This is a genomic window from Leeuwenhoekiella sp. W20_SRS_FM14 (genome assembly GCF_052119605.1).
Lineage (GTDB): Bacteria > Bacteroidota > Bacteroidia > Flavobacteriales > Flavobacteriaceae > Leeuwenhoekiella.
Window position 1 is genome coordinate 536,024 of sequence record NZ_JBGQOK010000001.1, and the last position, 18,985, is coordinate 555,008.

Annotated in this window: 15 protein-coding genes; 10 read left to right on the forward strand and 5 right to left on the reverse strand. The window is 35.5% G+C overall.

Features of this window, described 5'->3' with window-relative positions; genetic code table 11:
* Positions 1-42 precede the first annotated feature (42 nt).
* A complete protein-coding gene (locus ACEN25_RS02160; RefSeq protein WP_441801440.1) occupies positions 43-1,356 on the reverse strand; it encodes an MFS transporter in 1,314 nt (437 codons plus the stop codon).
* 87 nt (positions 1,357-1,443) lie between these two features.
* The gene (locus ACEN25_RS02165) at positions 1,444-2,154 is read right to left on the reverse strand and encodes an arylesterase (protein ID WP_441801441.1); all 711 of its coding nucleotides are present in this window, start codon (positions 2,152-2,154) and stop codon (positions 1,444-1,446) included.
* Positions 2,155-2,300: 146 nt separating this feature from the next.
* On the opposite strand from ACEN25_RS02165, the gene ACEN25_RS02170 reads away from it, so the two are divergent.
* The 10 genes from ACEN25_RS02170 (at position 2,301) to ACEN25_RS02215 (ending at position 17,494) form a co-directional block, all read left to right on the forward strand.
* Positions 2,301-2,990 (forward strand): ABC transporter ATP-binding protein, encoded by a 690-nt coding sequence (locus tag ACEN25_RS02170; protein WP_441801442.1) that lies wholly within the window; start codon positions 2,301-2,303, stop codon positions 2,988-2,990.
* Positions 2,983-5,523, forward strand: coding sequence for an ABC transporter permease (locus ACEN25_RS02175; protein WP_441801443.1), 2,541 nt, complete (start codon positions 2,983-2,985; stop codon positions 5,521-5,523). Before ACEN25_RS02170 ends, ACEN25_RS02175 begins: the two co-directional genes overlap by 8 nt.
* Before the next feature lie 153 nt (positions 5,524-5,676).
* Positions 5,677-6,708, forward strand: coding sequence for a LacI family DNA-binding transcriptional regulator (locus ACEN25_RS02180; RefSeq protein WP_441801444.1), 1,032 nt, complete (start codon positions 5,677-5,679; stop codon positions 6,706-6,708).
* A gap of 293 nt (positions 6,709-7,001) precedes the next feature.
* Positions 7,002-10,055, forward strand: coding sequence for a SusC/RagA family TonB-linked outer membrane protein (locus ACEN25_RS02185; protein WP_441801445.1), 3,054 nt, complete (start codon positions 7,002-7,004; stop codon positions 10,053-10,055).
* A gap of 11 nt (positions 10,056-10,066) precedes the next feature.
* Complete coding sequence (locus ACEN25_RS02190; RefSeq protein WP_441801446.1) at positions 10,067-11,740, forward strand: RagB/SusD family nutrient uptake outer membrane protein; 1,674 nt, start codon at positions 10,067-10,069, stop codon at positions 11,738-11,740.
* 33 nt (positions 11,741-11,773) lie between these two features.
* On the forward strand, positions 11,774-14,656 hold the full coding sequence (locus tag ACEN25_RS02195; protein ID WP_441801447.1) for a glycosyl hydrolase 115 family protein: 2,883 nt from the start codon (positions 11,774-11,776) through the stop codon (positions 14,654-14,656).
* A gap of 31 nt (positions 14,657-14,687) precedes the next feature.
* Positions 14,688-15,428, forward strand: coding sequence for an SDR family NAD(P)-dependent oxidoreductase (locus tag ACEN25_RS02200; protein WP_441801448.1), 741 nt, complete (start codon positions 14,688-14,690; stop codon positions 15,426-15,428).
* A gap of 15 nt (positions 15,429-15,443) precedes the next feature.
* On the forward strand, positions 15,444-16,625 hold the full coding sequence (gene uxuA / locus ACEN25_RS02205) for a mannonate dehydratase (RefSeq protein ID WP_441801449.1): 1,182 nt from the start codon (positions 15,444-15,446) through the stop codon (positions 16,623-16,625).
* A gap of 398 nt (positions 16,626-17,023) precedes the next feature.
* Positions 17,024-17,338 (forward strand): hypothetical protein, encoded by a 315-nt coding sequence (locus ACEN25_RS02210; RefSeq protein ID WP_396510490.1) that lies wholly within the window; start codon positions 17,024-17,026, stop codon positions 17,336-17,338.
* Between the two features lie 30 nt (positions 17,339-17,368).
* Positions 17,369-17,494: a hypothetical protein gene (locus tag ACEN25_RS02215; RefSeq protein ID WP_441801450.1), complete on the forward strand. Its 126-nt coding sequence runs from the start codon at positions 17,369-17,371 to the stop codon at positions 17,492-17,494.
* A gap of 81 nt (positions 17,495-17,575) precedes the next feature.
* Here ACEN25_RS02215 and ACEN25_RS02220 read toward each other — a convergent pair whose 3' ends face one another.
* Genes ACEN25_RS02220 through ACEN25_RS02230 form a run of 3 tightly spaced genes read right to left on the reverse strand, consistent with a single transcriptional unit; the run spans position 17,576 to position 18,980 of the window.
* Entirely contained in the window at positions 17,576-18,118 is a 543-nt protein-coding gene (locus ACEN25_RS02220) for a hypothetical protein (RefSeq protein WP_441801451.1), read from the reverse strand.
* An 8-nt stretch (positions 18,119-18,126) separates the two neighbouring features.
* Entirely contained in the window at positions 18,127-18,390 is a 264-nt protein-coding gene (locus ACEN25_RS02225) for a SemiSWEET family sugar transporter (RefSeq protein ID WP_441801452.1), read from the reverse strand.
* Between the two features lie 2 nt (positions 18,391-18,392).
* A complete protein-coding gene (locus tag ACEN25_RS02230; protein ID WP_441801453.1) occupies positions 18,393-18,980 on the reverse strand; it encodes a DUF1989 domain-containing protein in 588 nt (195 codons plus the stop codon).
* Positions 18,981-18,985: the final 5 nt, after the last annotated feature.

Here is an 18,985-nt window from a genome sequence, read left to right on the forward strand (position 1 = left end):
GATATAATTAAAATTAAACGCCGCCTAAAAGGCGGCGTTTTTTTATTCTACGTTAGGCAATGTGGCACTTTTTATAGCACCTAAAATACCTAAACCAGAAAGAATCGCGATTATACCTTCTACCGAAATCATTGAAGCTAAAGCGCTAATACCACCGGTAATTAAAAGAATAAAACCAATAAGTGTATTGCTTACTGCAACGTAATCTGTACGGCGATTGCCTTCAGCCATATCTACGATATAGGTTTTTCTACCCAGTCTTACTCCTTGATGTGCAATGCCCAAAATAAAAAAGGCTACGGGGTAGAGCCATACCTCATCACGCCAGGCAGGTATAAACTGAATAATACCAACAATTAGTAAGCCTAAACTTGCGGTAAGAATCGCAGAATAGGTCATTACTTTTTTACTTGATTTATCAGCCATTTTGCCCCAAACTGGAGCACTTATGATAGATGCGACCCCATTAGCAATTACAAACAAACCAAGTAAATACGCTTCTTTACCCACATAACGTTGCGCTAATAGCACATAGAAGGGAGCGGTGAGAGCAGAGCACAGCAATAAAGATCTTGTAATTACAAAATTGCGGAATTGTTTATCTTCTTTTAAAAGACTTAATCTGCTTAATGCTTCCTTAAAACCATTTTTACCTCCTTCAGTCTCACCGGGAAATTCTTTAATATTTGCATAAATAAGCGCGGCAATTAGCCATAATGCTGAGGCGAAAAAGATGAGATAACTGTAAAATTCAATGCCCACATTTTCTTTTGATTTATAAAGAATAAAAAGTCCGGCAGCAAGAACTAAAATTCCACTTACTGATGCAGTATACCCCTTTAATTTTCCACGTTTTTGCTTGGGGATTGTTTTCCCTAAAACATCTTTAAAAGCAATAGAACAGAGACCGCGTGCCAGACTAAAGGCTACTAAACAAACTATAATGAGCCAACCGGCTGCACTACCCTCAAAAGATAAGGCGACAAGACCAATACCGGCAATTGCCAGAAATTGCAATACAGAACCCAAAACCCAAACGTATTTACGCACCGGTTTTTGTCTAATGTAGTGCGCTATGAATAACTGCGGAAGCATGGAGCCTGATTCTCGTATGGGTACGATAAAACTTATGAGCATCACGGGAGCATTTACATAACTCATCACCCAGGTTAGAACTGTTTTAGGGTTACCTAGCGTATCGCCAAGTGAGGTAAGCATATTACTTACAAGCAATAAAAAATAATTTTTTGGAGTCTCCTTACAAGCCTTATCGTCTATGGCCTTACACGTTCTTGCATCTTCTTCGTCGTTTAGATAATCGTAGAGCTGCTCAAGATTAGATTCTTTAGAAGTCATTGAGGTTTTAAAATAAGTCTATTTAGGGATTTATCACAGCTTAAAGCTAGAACTGGTATTCGCGAAAAATTTAAAGATCTGGTGAATTTAATCAGTTGAATTTGATTTTAATAGCGGTCTTAAAATCGGGAATACATTAGCTGCAAGTATTTTATGTCCTTCTGCGGTAGGGTGTATTCCGTCAGCCTGATTTAAACGTGCTATACCGCCTACATTTTCTAGTAAAAATGGCACTAGCGCTATATTGTTTTGTTCTGCTAAGTCATAAAAAAGAGCTTTAAAATCTGCAGTGTATTCTGTACCTAAATTAGGAGGTAATTGCATACCGGTAAGTACGATTTTTGCAGTGGGTTTTTGAGCTTTTACCTCATCTATAATGTATTGTAGATTTGCTTTAGTTTCAGCAACAGGAATTCCACGCAAACCATCATTAGCGCCTAATTCTAAGACAAAAATATCAATGTTTGTTTCTAAAATCCAGTCTAATCTGTTTTTACCCCCAGAGGTGGTTTCCCCACTAATACCCGCATTTACTACTTGATATGAAATACCCAGACTATCTATTTTATCTTGTATTAAACCCGGGAAGGCATCGTCAGGGTCGTCAAGCCCATAACCTGCGGTAAGACTGTCTCCAAAAAATAATATTGTTTTGAGTGTCGTATCTTTTTCTACACCATTAGATTCAGTAGTGCTAATACTATCTGATTGTGTTACAGGCTGGGATTCATTTGTATTTTTACAAGATGTTGATGCTACAAAAAACAAAAAACAACAAAACATTAACAGGGTTCTCAAAGTGATCTAATTTTTAATTAACTGCAATTGGTTATTTTTCCGCAAAGCGGAATTTAAGAAACAGAAATCAACGTATTTTGTTAGTTTCTGTAAGGTTTCAGACTAATAGTTGGTCAAAATAATTCTTTGTTACAAACAATCACGCAATGACTTCCATATTAAAGATTTCAAATTTAGAAAAAAGCTATACTAGTGGATCTAAAAAGCTCACTGTACTTGAAGATATTAACTTTAGTATAACAGAAAAGGAGACTTTTTCCATCGTTGGCCCATCAGGAAGTGGTAAAACAACGCTTTTAGGTATTTGTGCAGGTCTCGATAAGCCAGATTCGGGCACGGTAACGTTAAATGGTATTGTACTTAGTAGCCTTTCTGAAGATGAACGAGCAGCGCTGCGTAACAAACACGTAGGTTTTGTTTTTCAGGATTTTCAACTTTTGGCAACATTAACAGCATTAGAAAATATTGCAATTCCGTTAGAATTACAAGGTTCAAAAAATGCATTATCTAAAGCAAAAACGCTTTTAGAGAAAGTAGGTTTAGGAAATAGGGGAAACCATTATCCCTCTCAATTATCTGGAGGTGAGCAGCAACGTGTTGCACTGGCTCGAGCATTTGCAAACGATCCTAAAATATTATTTGCAGATGAGCCTACCGGAAATCTCGATGCAGAAACCGGTGAAAAGGTAGTAGAATTACTTTTTGAACTCAATAAAGAATTAGGTACCACCCTTGTGTTGGTTACTCACGATATGGATTTGGCAAAGAAAACACAGAACATTCTTACTATAAAAGGGGGTAAAATAGCAAGCTTAACAAATACAGTCCATGTCTAAATCTATTAAGAATCAGGCAGGAACCTACTGGTTATTTAAAATGGCCTGGAGAGATTTTAGGGCAAGTGCAGGAAAGTTAAGTTTGTTTATGCTTTCAATTGTTCTGGGTATCGCCGCTATCGTTTCTATTCAGTCTTTTGGAGAAACGTTGAAAACAAATATTGCGCTGCAGTCTAAAGGTTTAATGGGTGCAGATTTTAAAATAGATAGCGACAGCGAACTTACAGATGAAGCTTTATTTATCGTAGATTCTCTGGGAGGTGCAGATGCAAAAGAAATTACGTTTGCTTCTATGGCATTGTTTCCTAATAATAATGCTACTAAACTTGTTCAGGTACGTGGTATTTCTAAAGGGTTTCCTTTCTACGGAAAATTAGAAACCACACCAGAAAAGGCAGCAATAAATTATGAGGAGCAACGAGGAGCATTAATTGATGCTACCGTGATTTTACAGCTAAACATCAAAATCGGCGATAGTATAAAACTAGGGGCTGTAACCTTGCCGGTGTTAGGAGCACTAAAAGCCATTCCCGGAAGTAATGCGGTTTTCAGTGCAATAGCACCACCGGTCGTGATTCCTTATGAGGTTATTGCAGAAACCGGTCTTGTGCAAGTGGGAAGTCGTATTGCTTATGAATATTATTTTAAATCACCTCAAACTGATTTGACTAAATTAGAATTGGCTGTATCAGATCGTTTAGACGCAGTAGAGGCAGATCTTGACACCCATTTAGCAACAAGTGAACGATTGGGAAATCGCTATGCTAATTTTGGTAAGTTTTTAAATCTGGTAGGTTTTATTGCTTTACTCTTAGGCTGTGTAGGGATTGCCAGCGCCACTACGATCTATATACGTGAGAAATTAAAATCTGTAGCCGTTCTTAAATGTCTGGGAGCTTCAAATAAACAGGCTTTTCTTATCTACCTGATACAAATAGCCGTTTTAGGTCTTGTGGGTGGCATTTTAGGAACACTTGCCGGTTTATTTTTACAGCAGCTATTTCCGCTACTATTAAAAGATTTACTCCCTGTAGATGTAACATTGACGTTCTCGTGGCTGGTTATTGTAATGGGAATCGTAACCGGTGTTTTTATGTCTGTACTTTTTGCGTTATACCCATTGCTAAATACCTTACAGGTTTCTCCGCTTCAGGCATTACGGGTAACAGAAACGGGTACACAATCGCGTAAAACAGCATTAGGCGTAACCCTGGCAATCCTTGTATTTGTATTCTTATTTGCACTTTGGCTATTGCAAGACTGGAGATATGCCTTAGGATTTTTGGCAGGAATTTTAATCACCTTTAGTATTCTGGCAGGAATAGCACGTGTATTTATGCGTGCGCTTCGTCGTTATTTTCCCACTTCATGGAGCTTTACCTCGAGACAAAGTTTACGTAATTTATTCAGGCCAAAAAATCAAACAGTTATTCTAATTCTAGCTATTGGCGTGGGTTCTTTTTTAATAAGTACGCTCTATTTTACAAAAGACATTTTGTTAGCTCAGGCCGCGTTAGATGGTAATACCGAAAGTGCTAATATGATTTTGCTCGATGTGCAAAAAGACCAAATGGCACAGTTGGTAACTACTTTAGAAAACAACAGTTTAGATGCTTTAGATCAAATACCCATTGTAACAATGCGGGTTCAAAGTATTAATGGTAGAACCAATACCGATCTTAAACTCGATAGTACAAGCCAAATAAACAGATGGATTCTCAATCACGAATTTAGAACCACATATAGGGATTCGCTAATCTCTTCAGAGGTTTTGCAAGAAGGAACATTTACAGCGCGAATGTCTCCTCAATTTGAAAAAATTCCTATTTCGGTGAGTGATAATTTTGCACAAGATGCTCAGGTAGCACTTGGAGATGAAGTTGTTTTTAATGTGCAGGGCAAATTAATAACTACAACAATAGGCAGTATACGTACAGTGGACTGGAGTAGAATGCAATTAAATTTTTCAATAGTATTCCCGGCAGGAGTTTTAGAAAATGCACCACAATTTGGTGTAATTACTACAAATGTGGCTAATGATAAAGCTTCCGCAGCTATACAGCGTGTGTTAGTGACAAAATATCCTACATTATCAATTTTAGATTTACGACAGGTACTTAATGTTATTGAAGAATTGCTTATTAAAATTAGCTACATTATTAATTTTATGGCATTTTTTAGTATTCTAATAGGTATCATTGTCCTTTTAGGAGCGGTTCGTACGAGTAAATATCAGCGTATACGAGAAAGTGTTCTTTTACGTACGATTGGAGCAAAGGGGCGACAAATATTAAAAATACAGGGCTTAGAATATTTATATTTAGGTATTATAGGTTCTTTGTCGGGTATACTTTTATCCTTAATAGGTAGTTTGTTACTGGCATATTTTGTTTTTGATACCAGCTTTGTTCCCTCGTGGATTCCATTTTTTGTTTTACTACCGGGAATCACACTTTTAGTTTTAGCGATAGGCCTCAGTAACAGTAGAAGTGTTATTAAAAGTTCGCCACTCGAAGTACTGCGGAAAGCTTAAGGATAATCTAAATCAATCTTTTTACATTATTTAAATATCAATTTTGGCAGAAGGTATAATGTTGATTATACACTTATGTTTATAAAACTTTTCTATTTTTACGAAAAACTCAATACATCAAAATTGTAGAATGACCTCGATCACGTTGAAAAGATGAAGCAAAAAAAGGAAATTACCATTTATGACATAGCCAAGAAGTTAAAGTATTCTACTTCTACAATTTCCAGAGCTTTACGCGATCATCATTCTATAGGAAAATCTACAAAAGAACTTATTAAGAAAGAAGCAGAGAAGATGGGGTACAGGCCAAATTCTCTTGCTGCAGGTTTGCGTAATAACCGGAGTAAAACTATAGGGGTACTTATATCGCGCATTAACAGACCCTTTATGTCTTCGCTAATTAGTGGGATAGAAGACGAGGCCAAAAAAGCAGGTTATACTGTTATTATAATACAATGTAATGATAGTTATGAAAGCGAGGTACAAAATGCGAGAACGCTTTATGATATGCGTATATCAGGTATAATTACTTCACTATCTATGGAGACAGTTGATTATAGTCATTTTGAACCTTTTTTACATCAACAAATACCTATAGTATTTGTTGATCGCGTACCAGAATCTTTTCCGTCCTACAATATTGTAATAGACAATTATGCGTCGGGTTATAAAGCTACAGAGCATTTAATCAAAAATGGATGTAAACGAATTGCACATTTTGCTGGTTCTCAAAATCGAAATATTTATAAAGAGCGTAGAAGAGGATATGAAGATGCGTTAAGAGCATATGACTTACCGGTATTTGAAGAGTTGATCATTCAATTTGAAACCTTAAGTGCTAAAGAAGGTAAGAAAGCGACTAAACAGTTGATGAGTCTAGAAAATCCGCCAGATGGTATTTTTTCTTCAAATGATACTGCAGCTGTAAGTGCCATCCAATACGCAAAAAAGAATCAAATAAAAATTCCTGAAGATCTCGCTATCATTGGTTTTAATAACGATCCTGTTTGTTCAATAATAGAACCGGGTCTTTCATCGATTACGCATCCTGCCTCTAAGATGGGCAAATTGTCTGCAAAATGTATTTTAAATCATCTTGAACATACAGAAATTGATACCACACTTACTCAGGTAACGATTTTAGAAACCGATTTAATAAGTAGACAATCCTCACTAAAAATCTAAGTACTTCAGACTTCATTTACGCAACAATCGGTTGTGCAACTTTTAATCTTGATATTTAAATACTAAGAAAATTCAGACTTTAAAATTAAAATTTTAGGGTGCTGATATTGAATGCTCTGTACTTTTTTTCTAAGGAATAATTAAATTTTCAATCTCGGTTAGCTTGAAGAATTCATTTAAAATGTAAAAAACACATTTTATTTACGCAATCGATTGTGTAGTCTAAATTTTTTGTTAATTTTGGAATTCAGATAAATGAGTACGAGTTCAAAACCAATTAAAATTTAATTTTTATGAAACAACAAATACCTATAAATCGAATTCTTTCGATTTTTATTTATTTGGGCTTTGCATTAGGACTGCAAGCTCAGGATGTAATTAAAGGTAAAGTGACTGATGCTAATAAGTTACCTATTCCTTATGTGAACGTAATTGAGAAAGGTGCATCTAACGGTGCTATTTCTGATATTGACGGTAATTTTTCTTTAGAAGTACAAAATAAAGCTACTGCAGAACTGGTATTTTCTTCTATTGGTTTTAAAACGCAAACGATTTCATTAAACGGAAAAACAACTATTGAGGTTGCCTTGCAAGATGATGTAGCATCTTTAGATGAAGTTGTTGTTGTTGGGTATGGTACTCAAAAACGTAGTGATGTAACCGGTGCTGTTGCAAGTGCAAACTTAGAAGCTTTTGAAGACGCCCCTAATACAAACATAGCACAAAGCTTACAAGGTACGGTTCCTGGTTTAAATATTGGTCAGGTAAACAGTGCAGGTTCTACACCAGAAATTTCAATTAGGGGTACAAGTACGCTAGGTGGTAATCGTGATGTACTAATTATTTTAGATGGTATTCAATATAATGGTTCTCTTTCTGCACTAAACCCTAACGATATTGCATCTATAGACGTTTTGAAAGATGCAAGTTCTACTGCAGTTTATGGTGCTCAGGCAGCTAATGGAGTTATTTTAATTAACAGTAAAACAGGAAAACGTAATCAAAAACCAAGAATAACGATTTCTTCATCATACGCAACTCAAGGACCTTCAGAAGATCTTAGGCCTATGCGAAGAACCGAATATCTTGATTTTATAAATACCCAATTGTATGATATCGCATTTTTAGGTCCAGACTTTACAACGCCTAATCCAGATTTTACAGGATATTTTGGAAATGGAAATGGAATCAATCCTAATTTTGAACTAGAAGACCCAGACAATCCAGGTCAATTTAAAACTACAGATTATGACTGGTGGGAAGAAGGTACTCAGACAGGTTTTGTGCAGGAAAATAAAATTAATGTAACCGGTGGTTCTGACCGCATCAGTTACTTAATGTCTGTAGGTTTGACAGAGCAGGAAGGTTATATTAAAAATGATAATTTCTCCCGAAAGAGTGTGCGTGTGAATCTTGATGCAGATGCAACTGACTGGTGGAAAGTAGGTGTTCAAACCTTTGGATCATTTGTTAAGCAAGACGGTGATGAGCCAAGCCTATCTCAGTTAGTAAATATGTCGCCGTTATTAGTGCCACGTGATGAGAATGGTGACTTAATACCTAACCCTGCAGGTACTATTGAGCCTAACCCTTTTTTAGGATCAAATACTCAGGATTATGAGCGTCACGACTACTTTTTTGCTAATTTATATTCTGAAATTAGTTTACCATTTATAGATGGTTTGAAATATAGAATCAATTTTGGTAATAATTATAGAATTGATAAGGCTTACGGTTCAAGTATCTACGCCGCAGGTCAAACTGGTGATGCTGGTAAATTTATACGTTTTTACAAAGATTACACTTTAGACAACATATTGTCTTACAACAAGGTTTTTGGAAAACACGATATAGGAGCAACCTTATTATACGGTGCAGTAGAGCGTAGGGACGAAACTACAAATGCATATGCTTCAGGTTTTGATAGATTATCATTAGGCTATAATGATCTTAGTGTAGGTGCTCTTCAGTTTGTAGGGTCTTCTGCATATACAGAGCGTTTAAATTATCAAATGTTTAGAGCAAACTACAAGTTTGATGACCGTTATATTTTAACAGGAACAATACGTAGGGATGGTTTTTCGGGGTTTGCAGATAATGAAAAGACGGCATACTTTCCATCAGGTGCTTTTGGTTGGAGTGTTTCGAATGAATCTTTTATGCAGAACGTAGATTGGGTTAATAACTTAAAACTTAGAGTAGGTTATGGTGTAAGTGGTAATCAAACTCCACGATATACATCTTTAGCTCGTATAGGTACTCGTGCTGCATATGTTTTTGGAGATGGTTCTGGTCCTGCTTTTGGACAAGAGTTAAACTCTCTGGCTAACCCTAATCTTAGATGGGAAAAAACAGCCGGTTTGAATTTAGGTGTTGATTTTGCATTATTTTCTAATAGATTAACAGGTAATATCGATGTGTATGATAATATTACAGATGATCTACTATTTGCAATACGTATACCTTATTTAACAGGTTTTAATCGTATTCAAACAAATGTAGGTAAGCTTCAAAACAGGGGTCTTGAGATATCATTAACTGGTGATATTATACGTACTCAAAATTTCACGTGGTCTATGACGGGTAACTTCTCTACTAATAAAAATGAAATCTTAGCACTAACCGGTGAAGACGCAGATGGAGATGGTGTTGAAGATGACCTTATACAAAGTGGATTATTTATAGGAGAATCTATAAATGCAATTTACGGTTATGAAGTTAATGGTATTTATCAACTAGGTGAAGAGAATATTCCTGAAGGATATGGCCCAGGAAGATATAGAATAGTTGATCAAAACGGAGATGGTGAAATTACTCAAGCTGATGATCGTAAGATTTTAGGTACCAGAGATCCGGCCTACAGATTTTCAATTTTAAATACGTTTAGCTATAAAGGATTGAGCTTAAGTGTATTTATCAATTCAATTCAAGGAGGTAATGATAATTATTTAAACTATAATGATAATTCGGTATTTAGAAATGCAAATACACTTTATCAAAACAGATTAAGTGGTATAAGCTATTGGTCACCATCAAACCCTAATGGATTGAATGCCTTATCATCAAACAGTTCTGGGATTACCGGTGCAAGACTTGAAAGTAGAAGTTTTGTACGCCTGCAGGATGTTAACCTAAAATATAATTTTGATAGCGAATTCTTAGACAAGCTTTCTATAGCAGGATTAAGCATTTTTGTTAGCGGTAAGAACTTAATTACCTGGACAGATTGGAATGGTTGGGATCCAGAATTTCAAGATACTAATAGAAACATTTATGGTGTAGGATTAGGAAACGGTGGTAGACCATTAATGAGAGGCTATTCGTTAGGAGTGAACATATCATTTTAAAAAAAAAAGACATGAAAAAAACAATAATATTTTTAGTATTAGTTTCTCTATTCTGGTCGTGCGAGGAAGAATTTTTAGATGAGAAACCAGAGGACTTTTTGAGTTCTGCAAATGCGTACACAAATTATGCAGATTTTACAGCCTCAGTTAATAATTTGTATTTCTTAGTAAGAAGACAATTTTATGATCGTGATGAGAACCGTCCTTTTGATTTTATTTATGGGACAGACCTCGTTTATGATGGTGAACCAGGAGGTTCTCAAAGACACGGAAACATGGAGCAGGCCTATAGACCTGACGGTGATATAGCTACTACACATTGGAATTTGTTATACAAGACTATTGCCGAAGCAAATACCGTTATAGGTAGAGCTCCGGCATCTGAAATGTCTGAGGCAGAAGCAAAAGATATAATATCTCAAGCTCGTTTTTTTAGAGGATTTGCATATCGTGTTTTAGTTACATTATATGGAGGCGTACCGTTAGTTACAGAAGAGGTAACAGCTCCTAAGATAGATTTTGTTAGAGCGTCTAAAGAAGAAGTACTTAATCAGGTAGTTGAAGATTTAACATTTGCATCTCAAAATTTGCCTTCAATAACAGAAGCTACAGACGGTCGTGTAAATAATTTAGTTGCTTATCATTATTTGGCTGAAACATTCTTAGCATTGGGTAAGAATACAGAGGCGATAACTGCTGCGTCTATGGTTATAGATGATTCTAATACAGATTTAATGCGTACACGTTTTGGTTCTAGATCTACCGAAACTCCTGGAGATGTTTTTTGGGATTTATACAGAAAGAATAATCAAAACAGAACTAGCGGTAATAAAGAAAGTTTATGGGTTATTCAGTTTGAATTAGATGTTCAGGGTGGTGGTTTACAATCTGGAAATAGAGGTGGTTCTTACGCCTTTGAAAGACATTTTGCACCATTATTAAGATTTAGACCGTTTAATTCTTGGCCAGTAGGAGACTATACCGGTGGTCGTGGTATTGGATGGGGTATTACAACTGAGTTCTATTCTAACCAAATTTGGGGTGGAGATGCTTCTAACCCAGATTTTACTAATGATATTAGAAATGCAAATCACAATTTTGTGAGAGTTTATAATCGTGATAATTCAAGTGCATTAGGTATTCTAGCTAATGATATAGGTCGTGATACAATCTGGTCAACAGAAACTCAACCACGTAGAAGAGAGTTTTATGCATATCCTTCAAAAATCACTACTCCCTATAATCACCCTGACGGTTTGCTAAGACCTGGGAGTGTGCCATTTGCATTAACTTCGTCTGCAGGAGGTACGTATACAGATCAATATATGTTACGTTTAGCAGAAACCTATTTGCTGCGAGCAGAAGCTTACTTAGCAAATAGCCAGCCAGCATTAGCTGCTGCAGATGTTAATGTTGTGCGTAGTAGAGCCAATGCCTCTTTAGCAACACCTAGTCAAATGAATATAGATTATATTTTAGATGAGCGTGCCCGTGAATTAGGATTAGAAGAAAAAAGAAGACTTACATTAATGCGTACAGGTCGGTTGTACGATCGCGTTATAGAAAATAATCCATTTTATGTACAGCAGGGAATGCAGGAACACTTCAATCTTTGGCCAATACCTGCAGATGAGATAGAAGGAAACCGTGGAGCTGAACTTCAGCAAAATCCGGGATATAATTAAAATTAAATGCAGACTTATAAATCCTAAATTAAAATGAATACTATTAAATTGAAAAATGCATTCGCCTGTTTAATTTTTGTTTTTTGTATTAAAAGCATGTATGGACAGCTAAGTCTTGCTGAAAAAGCCTCTTCTAAAGAGGCTTTTTCTATAGTAAATGCTGGCCAGGCTGTAACTATATATTATGATCGTGCAGATGCAGATGTAGTGGAGATCGCTGCAAATCTACTCGCTGAAGATATAGAACGTGTTACAGATAGTAAACCAAAGGTAATTTCAGACTTGCCCGTAACTAATGGTATCCTTATAGGATCTTTAGATACTAATATTTTATTGCAACAACTGGTACGAGAAGGCAAAATAGATGCAAAAGATCTTAAAAACGGTTGGGAACGCTATACGATACAAACCATTAAGAAACCATTTACAGGGGTAGATGAACTGCTTGTGATTGCTGGTAGTGACCGTAGAGGTACTGCTTACGGCGTGTTTGAACTTTCTAAAACAATAGGAGTTTCTCCCTGGTATTGGTGGGCAGATGTTCCGGTTGTAAAGCGAAAAGAGTTAATGCTCACTCAAACTAATTTTACATCAAAAGCACCTTCTGTAAAATACAGAGGTGTATTTCTTAACGATGAAGACTGGGGATTAAAGCCCTGGGCATCTAAGTTAATGGATCCTGAAATAAAGGATATAGGCCCCAACACCTATGCTAAAGTGTGCGAATTGTTATTGCGTTTAAAAGCAAATATGCTTGCTCCGGCGATGCACGAAGTTACCGGTGCCTTTTTTAAATATCCCGAAAATAAAGTAGTGGCAGATAAATATGCCATAATGATGACCAGTAGTCACGCAGAGCCTCTTTTATATAACAATACTACAGAGTGGGATCACGATGTTGATGGGGATTGGGATTATGTATCTAATAAAAAGGGCGTTTTAAATGTACTCGACAAGCGGGTTCAAGAAGCGGCTCCTTATGAAAATATCTATACAGTGGGTATGCGAGGTATACACGATACCGGTATGAAAGATGTTCCGGAAGGATATACTAAAGCGAATGTACTCGAACAGGTAATTGAAGAAGAGCGTGTAATTTTATCAAAGTATATAGAAAAGCCTGCAGATTCCATTCCGCAGATATTTGTTCCTTATAAAGAAGTGCTAGACATTTATCGTAGTGGTATGCAGCTGCCCGAAGATGTAACGCTGGTATGGCCTGATGATAACTTTGGATATATTAAAAAATTAAGCGATCCTAAAGAGGCGCAGCGAAGTGGTGGAGCAGGAGTATACTATCATATTTCATATTTAGGAGAACCCAACGATTATCTATGGTTAAATACCACCCCACCGGCCCTAATGTATGAAGAGATGTACAAAGCATATCAAAATGGTGCAGATAGATATTGGCTTTTAAATGTAGGCGATATTAAACCCGGAGAGTTAGGTATGCAATTCTTTCTAGATCTTGCCTGGGATATAAATTCTATCACTTATGAATCTTTGCCCAGGTACAATGCTGAATTCTTAGCGTCAATTTTTGGTGAACAATATGCTGAAGAATTTCAGGAAATTTACAATACCTATTTTCATTTAGGCTTTGAGCGTAAACCTGAATATATGGGGTGGGACTGGAGATGGAATAGCTTAGATGCTAAAGAAAACATCATAGATACTGAGTTTTCATTTGCTAATTATAACGAAGGTGAAACCCGTATTCAAGACTATACCACAATTGCAAACAAAGCTGAAGCGATCTATAAAAAACTTCCAGAGGCTCAGAAATCAGCTTATTATCAGTTAGTTTATTATCCGGTGGTGGGTGCATATTTAGAGAATGTAAAAATGCTAACAGCACAAAAAAACAGATGGTATGCACAACAAGGTAGAGCCGCAACAAATGATTTAGTTGCAGAAGTTAAAATGCTTGACGAACGCCTCTCGAAAATAACCGCAACATATAACAATCTTGAAAATGGCAAGTGGAACGGTATTATGACGGCTCCCGGCAGACTGCCAGAATTGCAATTACCACCTACTGTAACAATTGACAATATAAAGAAAGCTGAAATGGGAATATTTATTCCGAACTCAACTATTTCATCAGGTGTTTTTGTGCTTCCGCAGTTTTCAATATATACTCAAAAATCGCATTCATTTGAAATTTACAACAAAGGTAACACGGCATTAAGCTGGAAAGCTGAAGCATCAAAACCCTACATCAAATTGAGTAAATCTAACGGTAAAACAACTACTCAAGATCTTGTAGAAGTTAGTATTGACTGGTCTAAAGTTCCTGAGAAAGCTAACAGTGTAGAAGTGATTACAATTATTTCCGAAGGGAAAGAGCAGCGTATTTATCTATCAATTAATTCTAAAAAGGATGAGGTTGCTAACGATGTGATGTATGTTGAGGACAACGGAGTTGTGGTTTTAGATCCATCTAAATTCTCAAGAAAAACTGAAAAAAATGGCTCAAAAATTCAGATAATCGATGAGTTGGGCTATGCAGGAGCAAGTGTACAATTAGGTTCTATAATTGATAAAGGTTGGGCTAATACAAGCACCGAATATGATTTTTATGCAGATAAAGCGGGTTATGTAACGATACAAACCTACGCACTTCCGGTTTTTGGTAAAGACGATAATACGGGTACCGCTTATGGTGTACAAATTGATAACAGTCGTGTTAGTTGGGAGCAGACTGCTTCAGCTGAATATTCATTTAATTGGAAGCAGAATGTAATACGCAATGCGACAATAAATTCAAGCAAAATTTTAATCGATAAACCGGGCAAGCATACCCTCAAGTTAATAGGAGGTAATCCCGGTATGGTAATTCAAAAAGTAGTTATTGATTTTGGAGGTCTTAAAGATTCTTATATGGGACCTGATCCTACTTTTAAAAAATAATGATATTTATAAATTAAAATATAAAGAGTTAATGAGCTTAAAAACGGCAATAGTTACAGGTGGTAATTCAGGATTGGGATACGCGACCGCATTAAAATTCTGCAATGCAGGCTATCGTACCTACGTAATAGGTCGTAATGACGAAAAAACACGAAATGCCTGTAGTGAGATGGGTACAGATGCAATTCCGGTAGTATTTGATTTAGATAATCTGGATGCTATACCGCAATTGATCGCAGACATTGCTAAAGAATCAACTACCATAGATGTTTTAGTAAATAACGCTGGTATAAATATGAAAAAAGAATTTACTGAGGTTACCGATGCAGACTTCGATAAAATCATACATACTAATGTAAAAAGTGTATTTGCTATAAGCAGAGAAGTGGTAAAGGTTATGCAAAATAATGGAGGCGGAAATATTGTAAATATAAGCTCTATGGCAGCTCAGTACGGTATTCCTAAGGTAATCGCATACACAGCCAGTAAAACTGCAATAGAAGGGATGACGCGTGCCATGGCGGTAGATCTAGCTCAATTTAACATACGGGTAAACTGTATCGCTCCCGGTTTTATTGAAACACCTATGACAGCAAAAGCTTTAAACAGTGATCAACAGCGTAAAGATAAAGTGTTTTCCAGAACGCCTATGGGTAAAATGGGGCAGCCTTCAGATATTGCAGATGCCGTATTTTACTTTGCAGGAAATGAAGCTAAATTTGTTACCGGAGTGGTGATGTGTGTAGATGGTGGTAATTCAATTGGTTTTTAAGATATATTCTACATTATGAAAACACAATTTAGAACTCAACAGACTATGCGCTGGTTTGGACCCGGTGATGCTATTGCACTTCGCGACATTAGACAGTGCGGAGTAACCGGTATTGTAACTGCGTTGCACGAAATTCCAGTAGGTGAAGTTTGGAGTATTGAGGTTATTCAGGAGCGACAGGCTCTACTCGAGAAAGAAGGATTAGAATGGACAGTGGTCGAAAGTTTGCCGGTAAGTGAAGACATAAAAAAACAAAATGGAAATTATAAAACACATATAGCAAATTACAAGACGAGCATTGCAAATTTAGCAGCCTGTGGGATATACGTAATCACTTATAATTTTATGCCTATTCTTGATTGGGTACGCACACATCACAATCACGTGAATCAGGATCTTACTCAGGCATTATTATACGATCACACGGCATTCATATTTTTTGATGTATATCTTTTAAATCGGCCAGGTAGTGAACTCGATTATTCTGAGCAACAATTAAAAGATGCTTTAAAGTACGGTACAAATTTGAGTGAAGTTGAGAAGAAAACATTGTTTAAAAACGTTCTTTTAGGACTACCCGGAAGTAAAGGACATTTTACCGCCGAACAAATTTTGACCTTGCTCGAAAACTATAAAGATATTGATGATGAAAAGCTGCGTAAACATCTAATTTATTTTTTACAGGAAGTTGCTCCGGTAGCAGAAAAATATAGTGTAAAGCTCGCTATTCATCCTGATGATCCTCCATTTTCGGTAATGGGTCTTCCGCGCGTGGTATGTACACAGGCCGATTTGAAGCAGATTTTTGACGCAGTACCACTTACCGCAAATGGATTATGTTATTGTACAGGATCACTGGGCGCAGAACCTACTAATGATTTATTACAAATAATTGATGATTGTGCAGATCGCATTCACTTTTTACACCTTCGGAATATTATACGTACAGATGAAAATATTTTTCAGGAATCTGCACACCTTGATGGTGATAATCCTATTGCTGCAATTATGCAAAAATTAGTAAACCTGATGCAAACGCGTAAAGTAAATCTGCCTTTACGACCTGATCACGGTTTTTTGCATTCCTTAGAATTGGGTAAAGAGCAATATCCCGGTTATTCACTAATAGGTCGACTTAAAGGCCTTGCAGAACTTCGTGGACTAGAGGAAGGAATATTACATAATTTACAATCGTAACAATTCGGGAATATTTCTAATTACTTCAGAAATTTTAAAAAGCGCTTCTCAAACTACCTTAGTTTCAGAAGCGCTTTTTTAATATAGTTAAGGATAATGAAGTCTTCTTTTTTGCAACGAATTTTAATTTTAGTTCACCATCAAACATTATAAACGATACATATCAAATTCAATATAATTTTATGAAATAAAACGTGTATAGTGTCTAAGTAAATGATAATCAATATTTTATATTTTAAGTCAAATTAGTATAAAGTGATTTACTTATAATTAACCGTTTTTAGATTAACAATTTATTATATAATAATATTAAATTTTGCACAATTATAATATTTCAGAAATAACGTTTGAATTTAAGTTGCTAAATTTAAAATATAACTAACGAAAATATTATAGCTATGCAACTATCTAATCAAAATCACTATCATAAGACTTTAAAAGATCTCCTAGAACGCTATAAATTTTCAGAGGCCGAACTTGAAAAAATAGCGCTTTTAAATACCACAACCATTTTAAGTTTAGCTTATACAGATAATGGAGGTTTTAGAAAACGCGACGGATCGTTCACAGATTTAGAATCTTCAGAAACCTATAAATTGCGCGTTTATTATTTTGATATAAAGGCCTCAAAATCCAGAATGATGCTGCTTTTGCCTAATACTTCGAGTTATAATCTAAATCTAAATCTCGCAACTTTAAGAAGTAAATATTAATAATTAGTAATTCATTTAAATTTCTAAATTATGAGTGATAAGACAAAAAATGATCAAAAAGAAGATAAAAAAAGTATTGATAAAGGTCCTTTAAAAGACAAGCACGTAAACCAATACGGCGATCAGGATGATAAAAAGAAAAAGCGAAAAGCATAAAAAATACTTCAAAAAAAAAGGTAACCGGGCGGTTACCTTTTTTTTTGCTAATTAAATTAATACGATTTACTCTTTTAAATTTTAATCCTGCTCTTCCTCTTCAATTTCATCTTCAGAGATTAAATAATGATCCTTACCAAGTCCTACAATTGTAATTATATTAGTGACAGTTGTATATAGTAAAAGAATTACGGTTACCATCATTCCGCTTAAGAGTGAAGAAAAGAATAAAGTGACCCAGTATAAATACTTAAACCATTCGGTAGGCATATTTTCAGATTCCGTAATAGGAATATTGAACATTTGAAACATTATTAAGGCAGAAATAAATAAAATAGTATCAATTTTTGCAATATTTAATACCTGTTTATAATGTGCTTTTTTCAATTTTGAATTGGAGCTGGTGCTAATTCCCAGTAAAGTTAAAAGTAATGCTAAAATAGTGGCAGATCCTAAAACTATAGTATTGCATAGCATATTGATTCCTGATAGAGAAGCTTCAATAAGCTCCTTAGCTTTATAACCACTCATATCTCCCAGAAAAAATACACCTACCCCTAAAAATATGAAGGTGATTAACCCTCCATAAATTGAAAGTTTATTCTTCTTGAAAAAATCTTTCATAATTTAAGTTATTTAGAATATTTCAATTTGATAAAGACCATAATACCATTAAATAATACCGAAAGTCCATTAGTAATTATGATAGGCCAGTCTTCTTTTACAATACCGTAAAGCGTCCAGGATCCTACTCCTATAAGTAAGCATACAAACATCCAGATAGAAATATCTTCTGCAGATTTTGTCTTAATAACTTTAAAAACCTGAGGAAGAACTGCTATAGTTGTAAATACGCCTGCAATGATTCCTAGTACAGTTATTAATATAGACTCCATTTTTAAATTGTATCTAAGATTTCAAACTGTATAGGCTTAAATGAACCACCATTACTATCGCTGGCGGAGCAGGCAGTTAAGGCACCTACTAAATCTATTTGTGCTTCAAAAATCACATAGTCTCCCGCTTTAGAAGTAGGAGGTAAGACTGAAATTTTTCCGGCCTGGTCAAATTGAACATTCATAAAAACATTGAATGCTGTAGGAATGTCGTAATAGGGAATATCAAATATTTTAAGAGCATTCGTAAGATTATTAAAACAGCTGGGGTGGTCTTCTTTTATACCATACATAATCTCGAATGTTTCTTGCGAACAAGGCGCCAATAAGAAATCATTACGACCATTTGTATCTTCTATTATTTTTAATAATTTATTCCCCAGATTACTCCAAATAAAATTGCCGGTAGTCAACAGGATTGATTCTTCAAAATCCATACTCTTACCGGCGGAAATTTTCTCGTTATAATCATTAGCATTGAAGACTACAAGATCACTTACTTGCTCACCTTTTACATCTATAACTTTTAAAAATTGGCCTTTTTTTAAAGTAAATGAATCTCCAGATTGTATTGGTATTGTTTTTAACATGGTTG

What these genes read in the sequence shown, in the direction of transcription:
- ACEN25_RS02160 (WP_441801440.1), bottom strand. Translation starts at nt 1,356, where the DNA reads ATGACTTCTAAAGAATCTAATCTTGAGCAGCTCTACGATTATCTAAAC.
- ACEN25_RS02170 (WP_441801442.1), top strand. Translation starts at nt 2,301, where the DNA reads ATGACTTCCATATTAAAGATTTCAAATTTAGAAAAAAGCTATACTAGT.
- ACEN25_RS02175 (WP_441801443.1), top strand. Translation starts at nt 2,983, where the DNA reads ATGTCTAAATCTATTAAGAATCAGGCAGGAACCTACTGGTTATTTAAA.
- ACEN25_RS02180 (WP_441801444.1), top strand. Translation starts at nt 5,677, where the DNA reads ATGAAGCAAAAAAAGGAAATTACCATTTATGACATAGCCAAGAAGTTA.
- ACEN25_RS02185 (WP_441801445.1), top strand. Translation starts at nt 7,002, where the DNA reads ATGAAACAACAAATACCTATAAATCGAATTCTTTCGATTTTTATTTAT.
- ACEN25_RS02190 (WP_441801446.1), top strand. Translation starts at nt 10,067, where the DNA reads ATGAAAAAAACAATAATATTTTTAGTATTAGTTTCTCTATTCTGGTCG.
- ACEN25_RS02195 (WP_441801447.1), top strand. Translation starts at nt 11,774, where the DNA reads ATGAATACTATTAAATTGAAAAATGCATTCGCCTGTTTAATTTTTGTT.
- ACEN25_RS02200 (WP_441801448.1), top strand. Translation starts at nt 14,688, where the DNA reads ATGAGCTTAAAAACGGCAATAGTTACAGGTGGTAATTCAGGATTGGGA.
- uxuA (WP_441801449.1), top strand. Translation starts at nt 15,444, where the DNA reads ATGAAAACACAATTTAGAACTCAACAGACTATGCGCTGGTTTGGACCC.
- ACEN25_RS02210 (WP_396510490.1), top strand. Translation starts at nt 17,024, where the DNA reads ATGCAACTATCTAATCAAAATCACTATCATAAGACTTTAAAAGATCTC.
- ACEN25_RS02215 (WP_441801450.1), top strand. Translation starts at nt 17,369, where the DNA reads ATGAGTGATAAGACAAAAAATGATCAAAAAGAAGATAAAAAAAGTATT.
- ACEN25_RS02220 (WP_441801451.1), bottom strand. Translation starts at nt 18,118, where the DNA reads ATGAAAGATTTTTTCAAGAAGAATAAACTTTCAATTTATGGAGGGTTA.
- ACEN25_RS02225 (WP_441801452.1), bottom strand. Translation starts at nt 18,390, where the DNA reads ATGGAGTCTATATTAATAACTGTACTAGGAATCATTGCAGGCGTATTT.
- ACEN25_RS02230 (WP_441801453.1), bottom strand. Translation starts at nt 18,980, where the DNA reads ATGTTAAAAACAATACCAATACAATCTGGAGATTCATTTACTTTAAAA.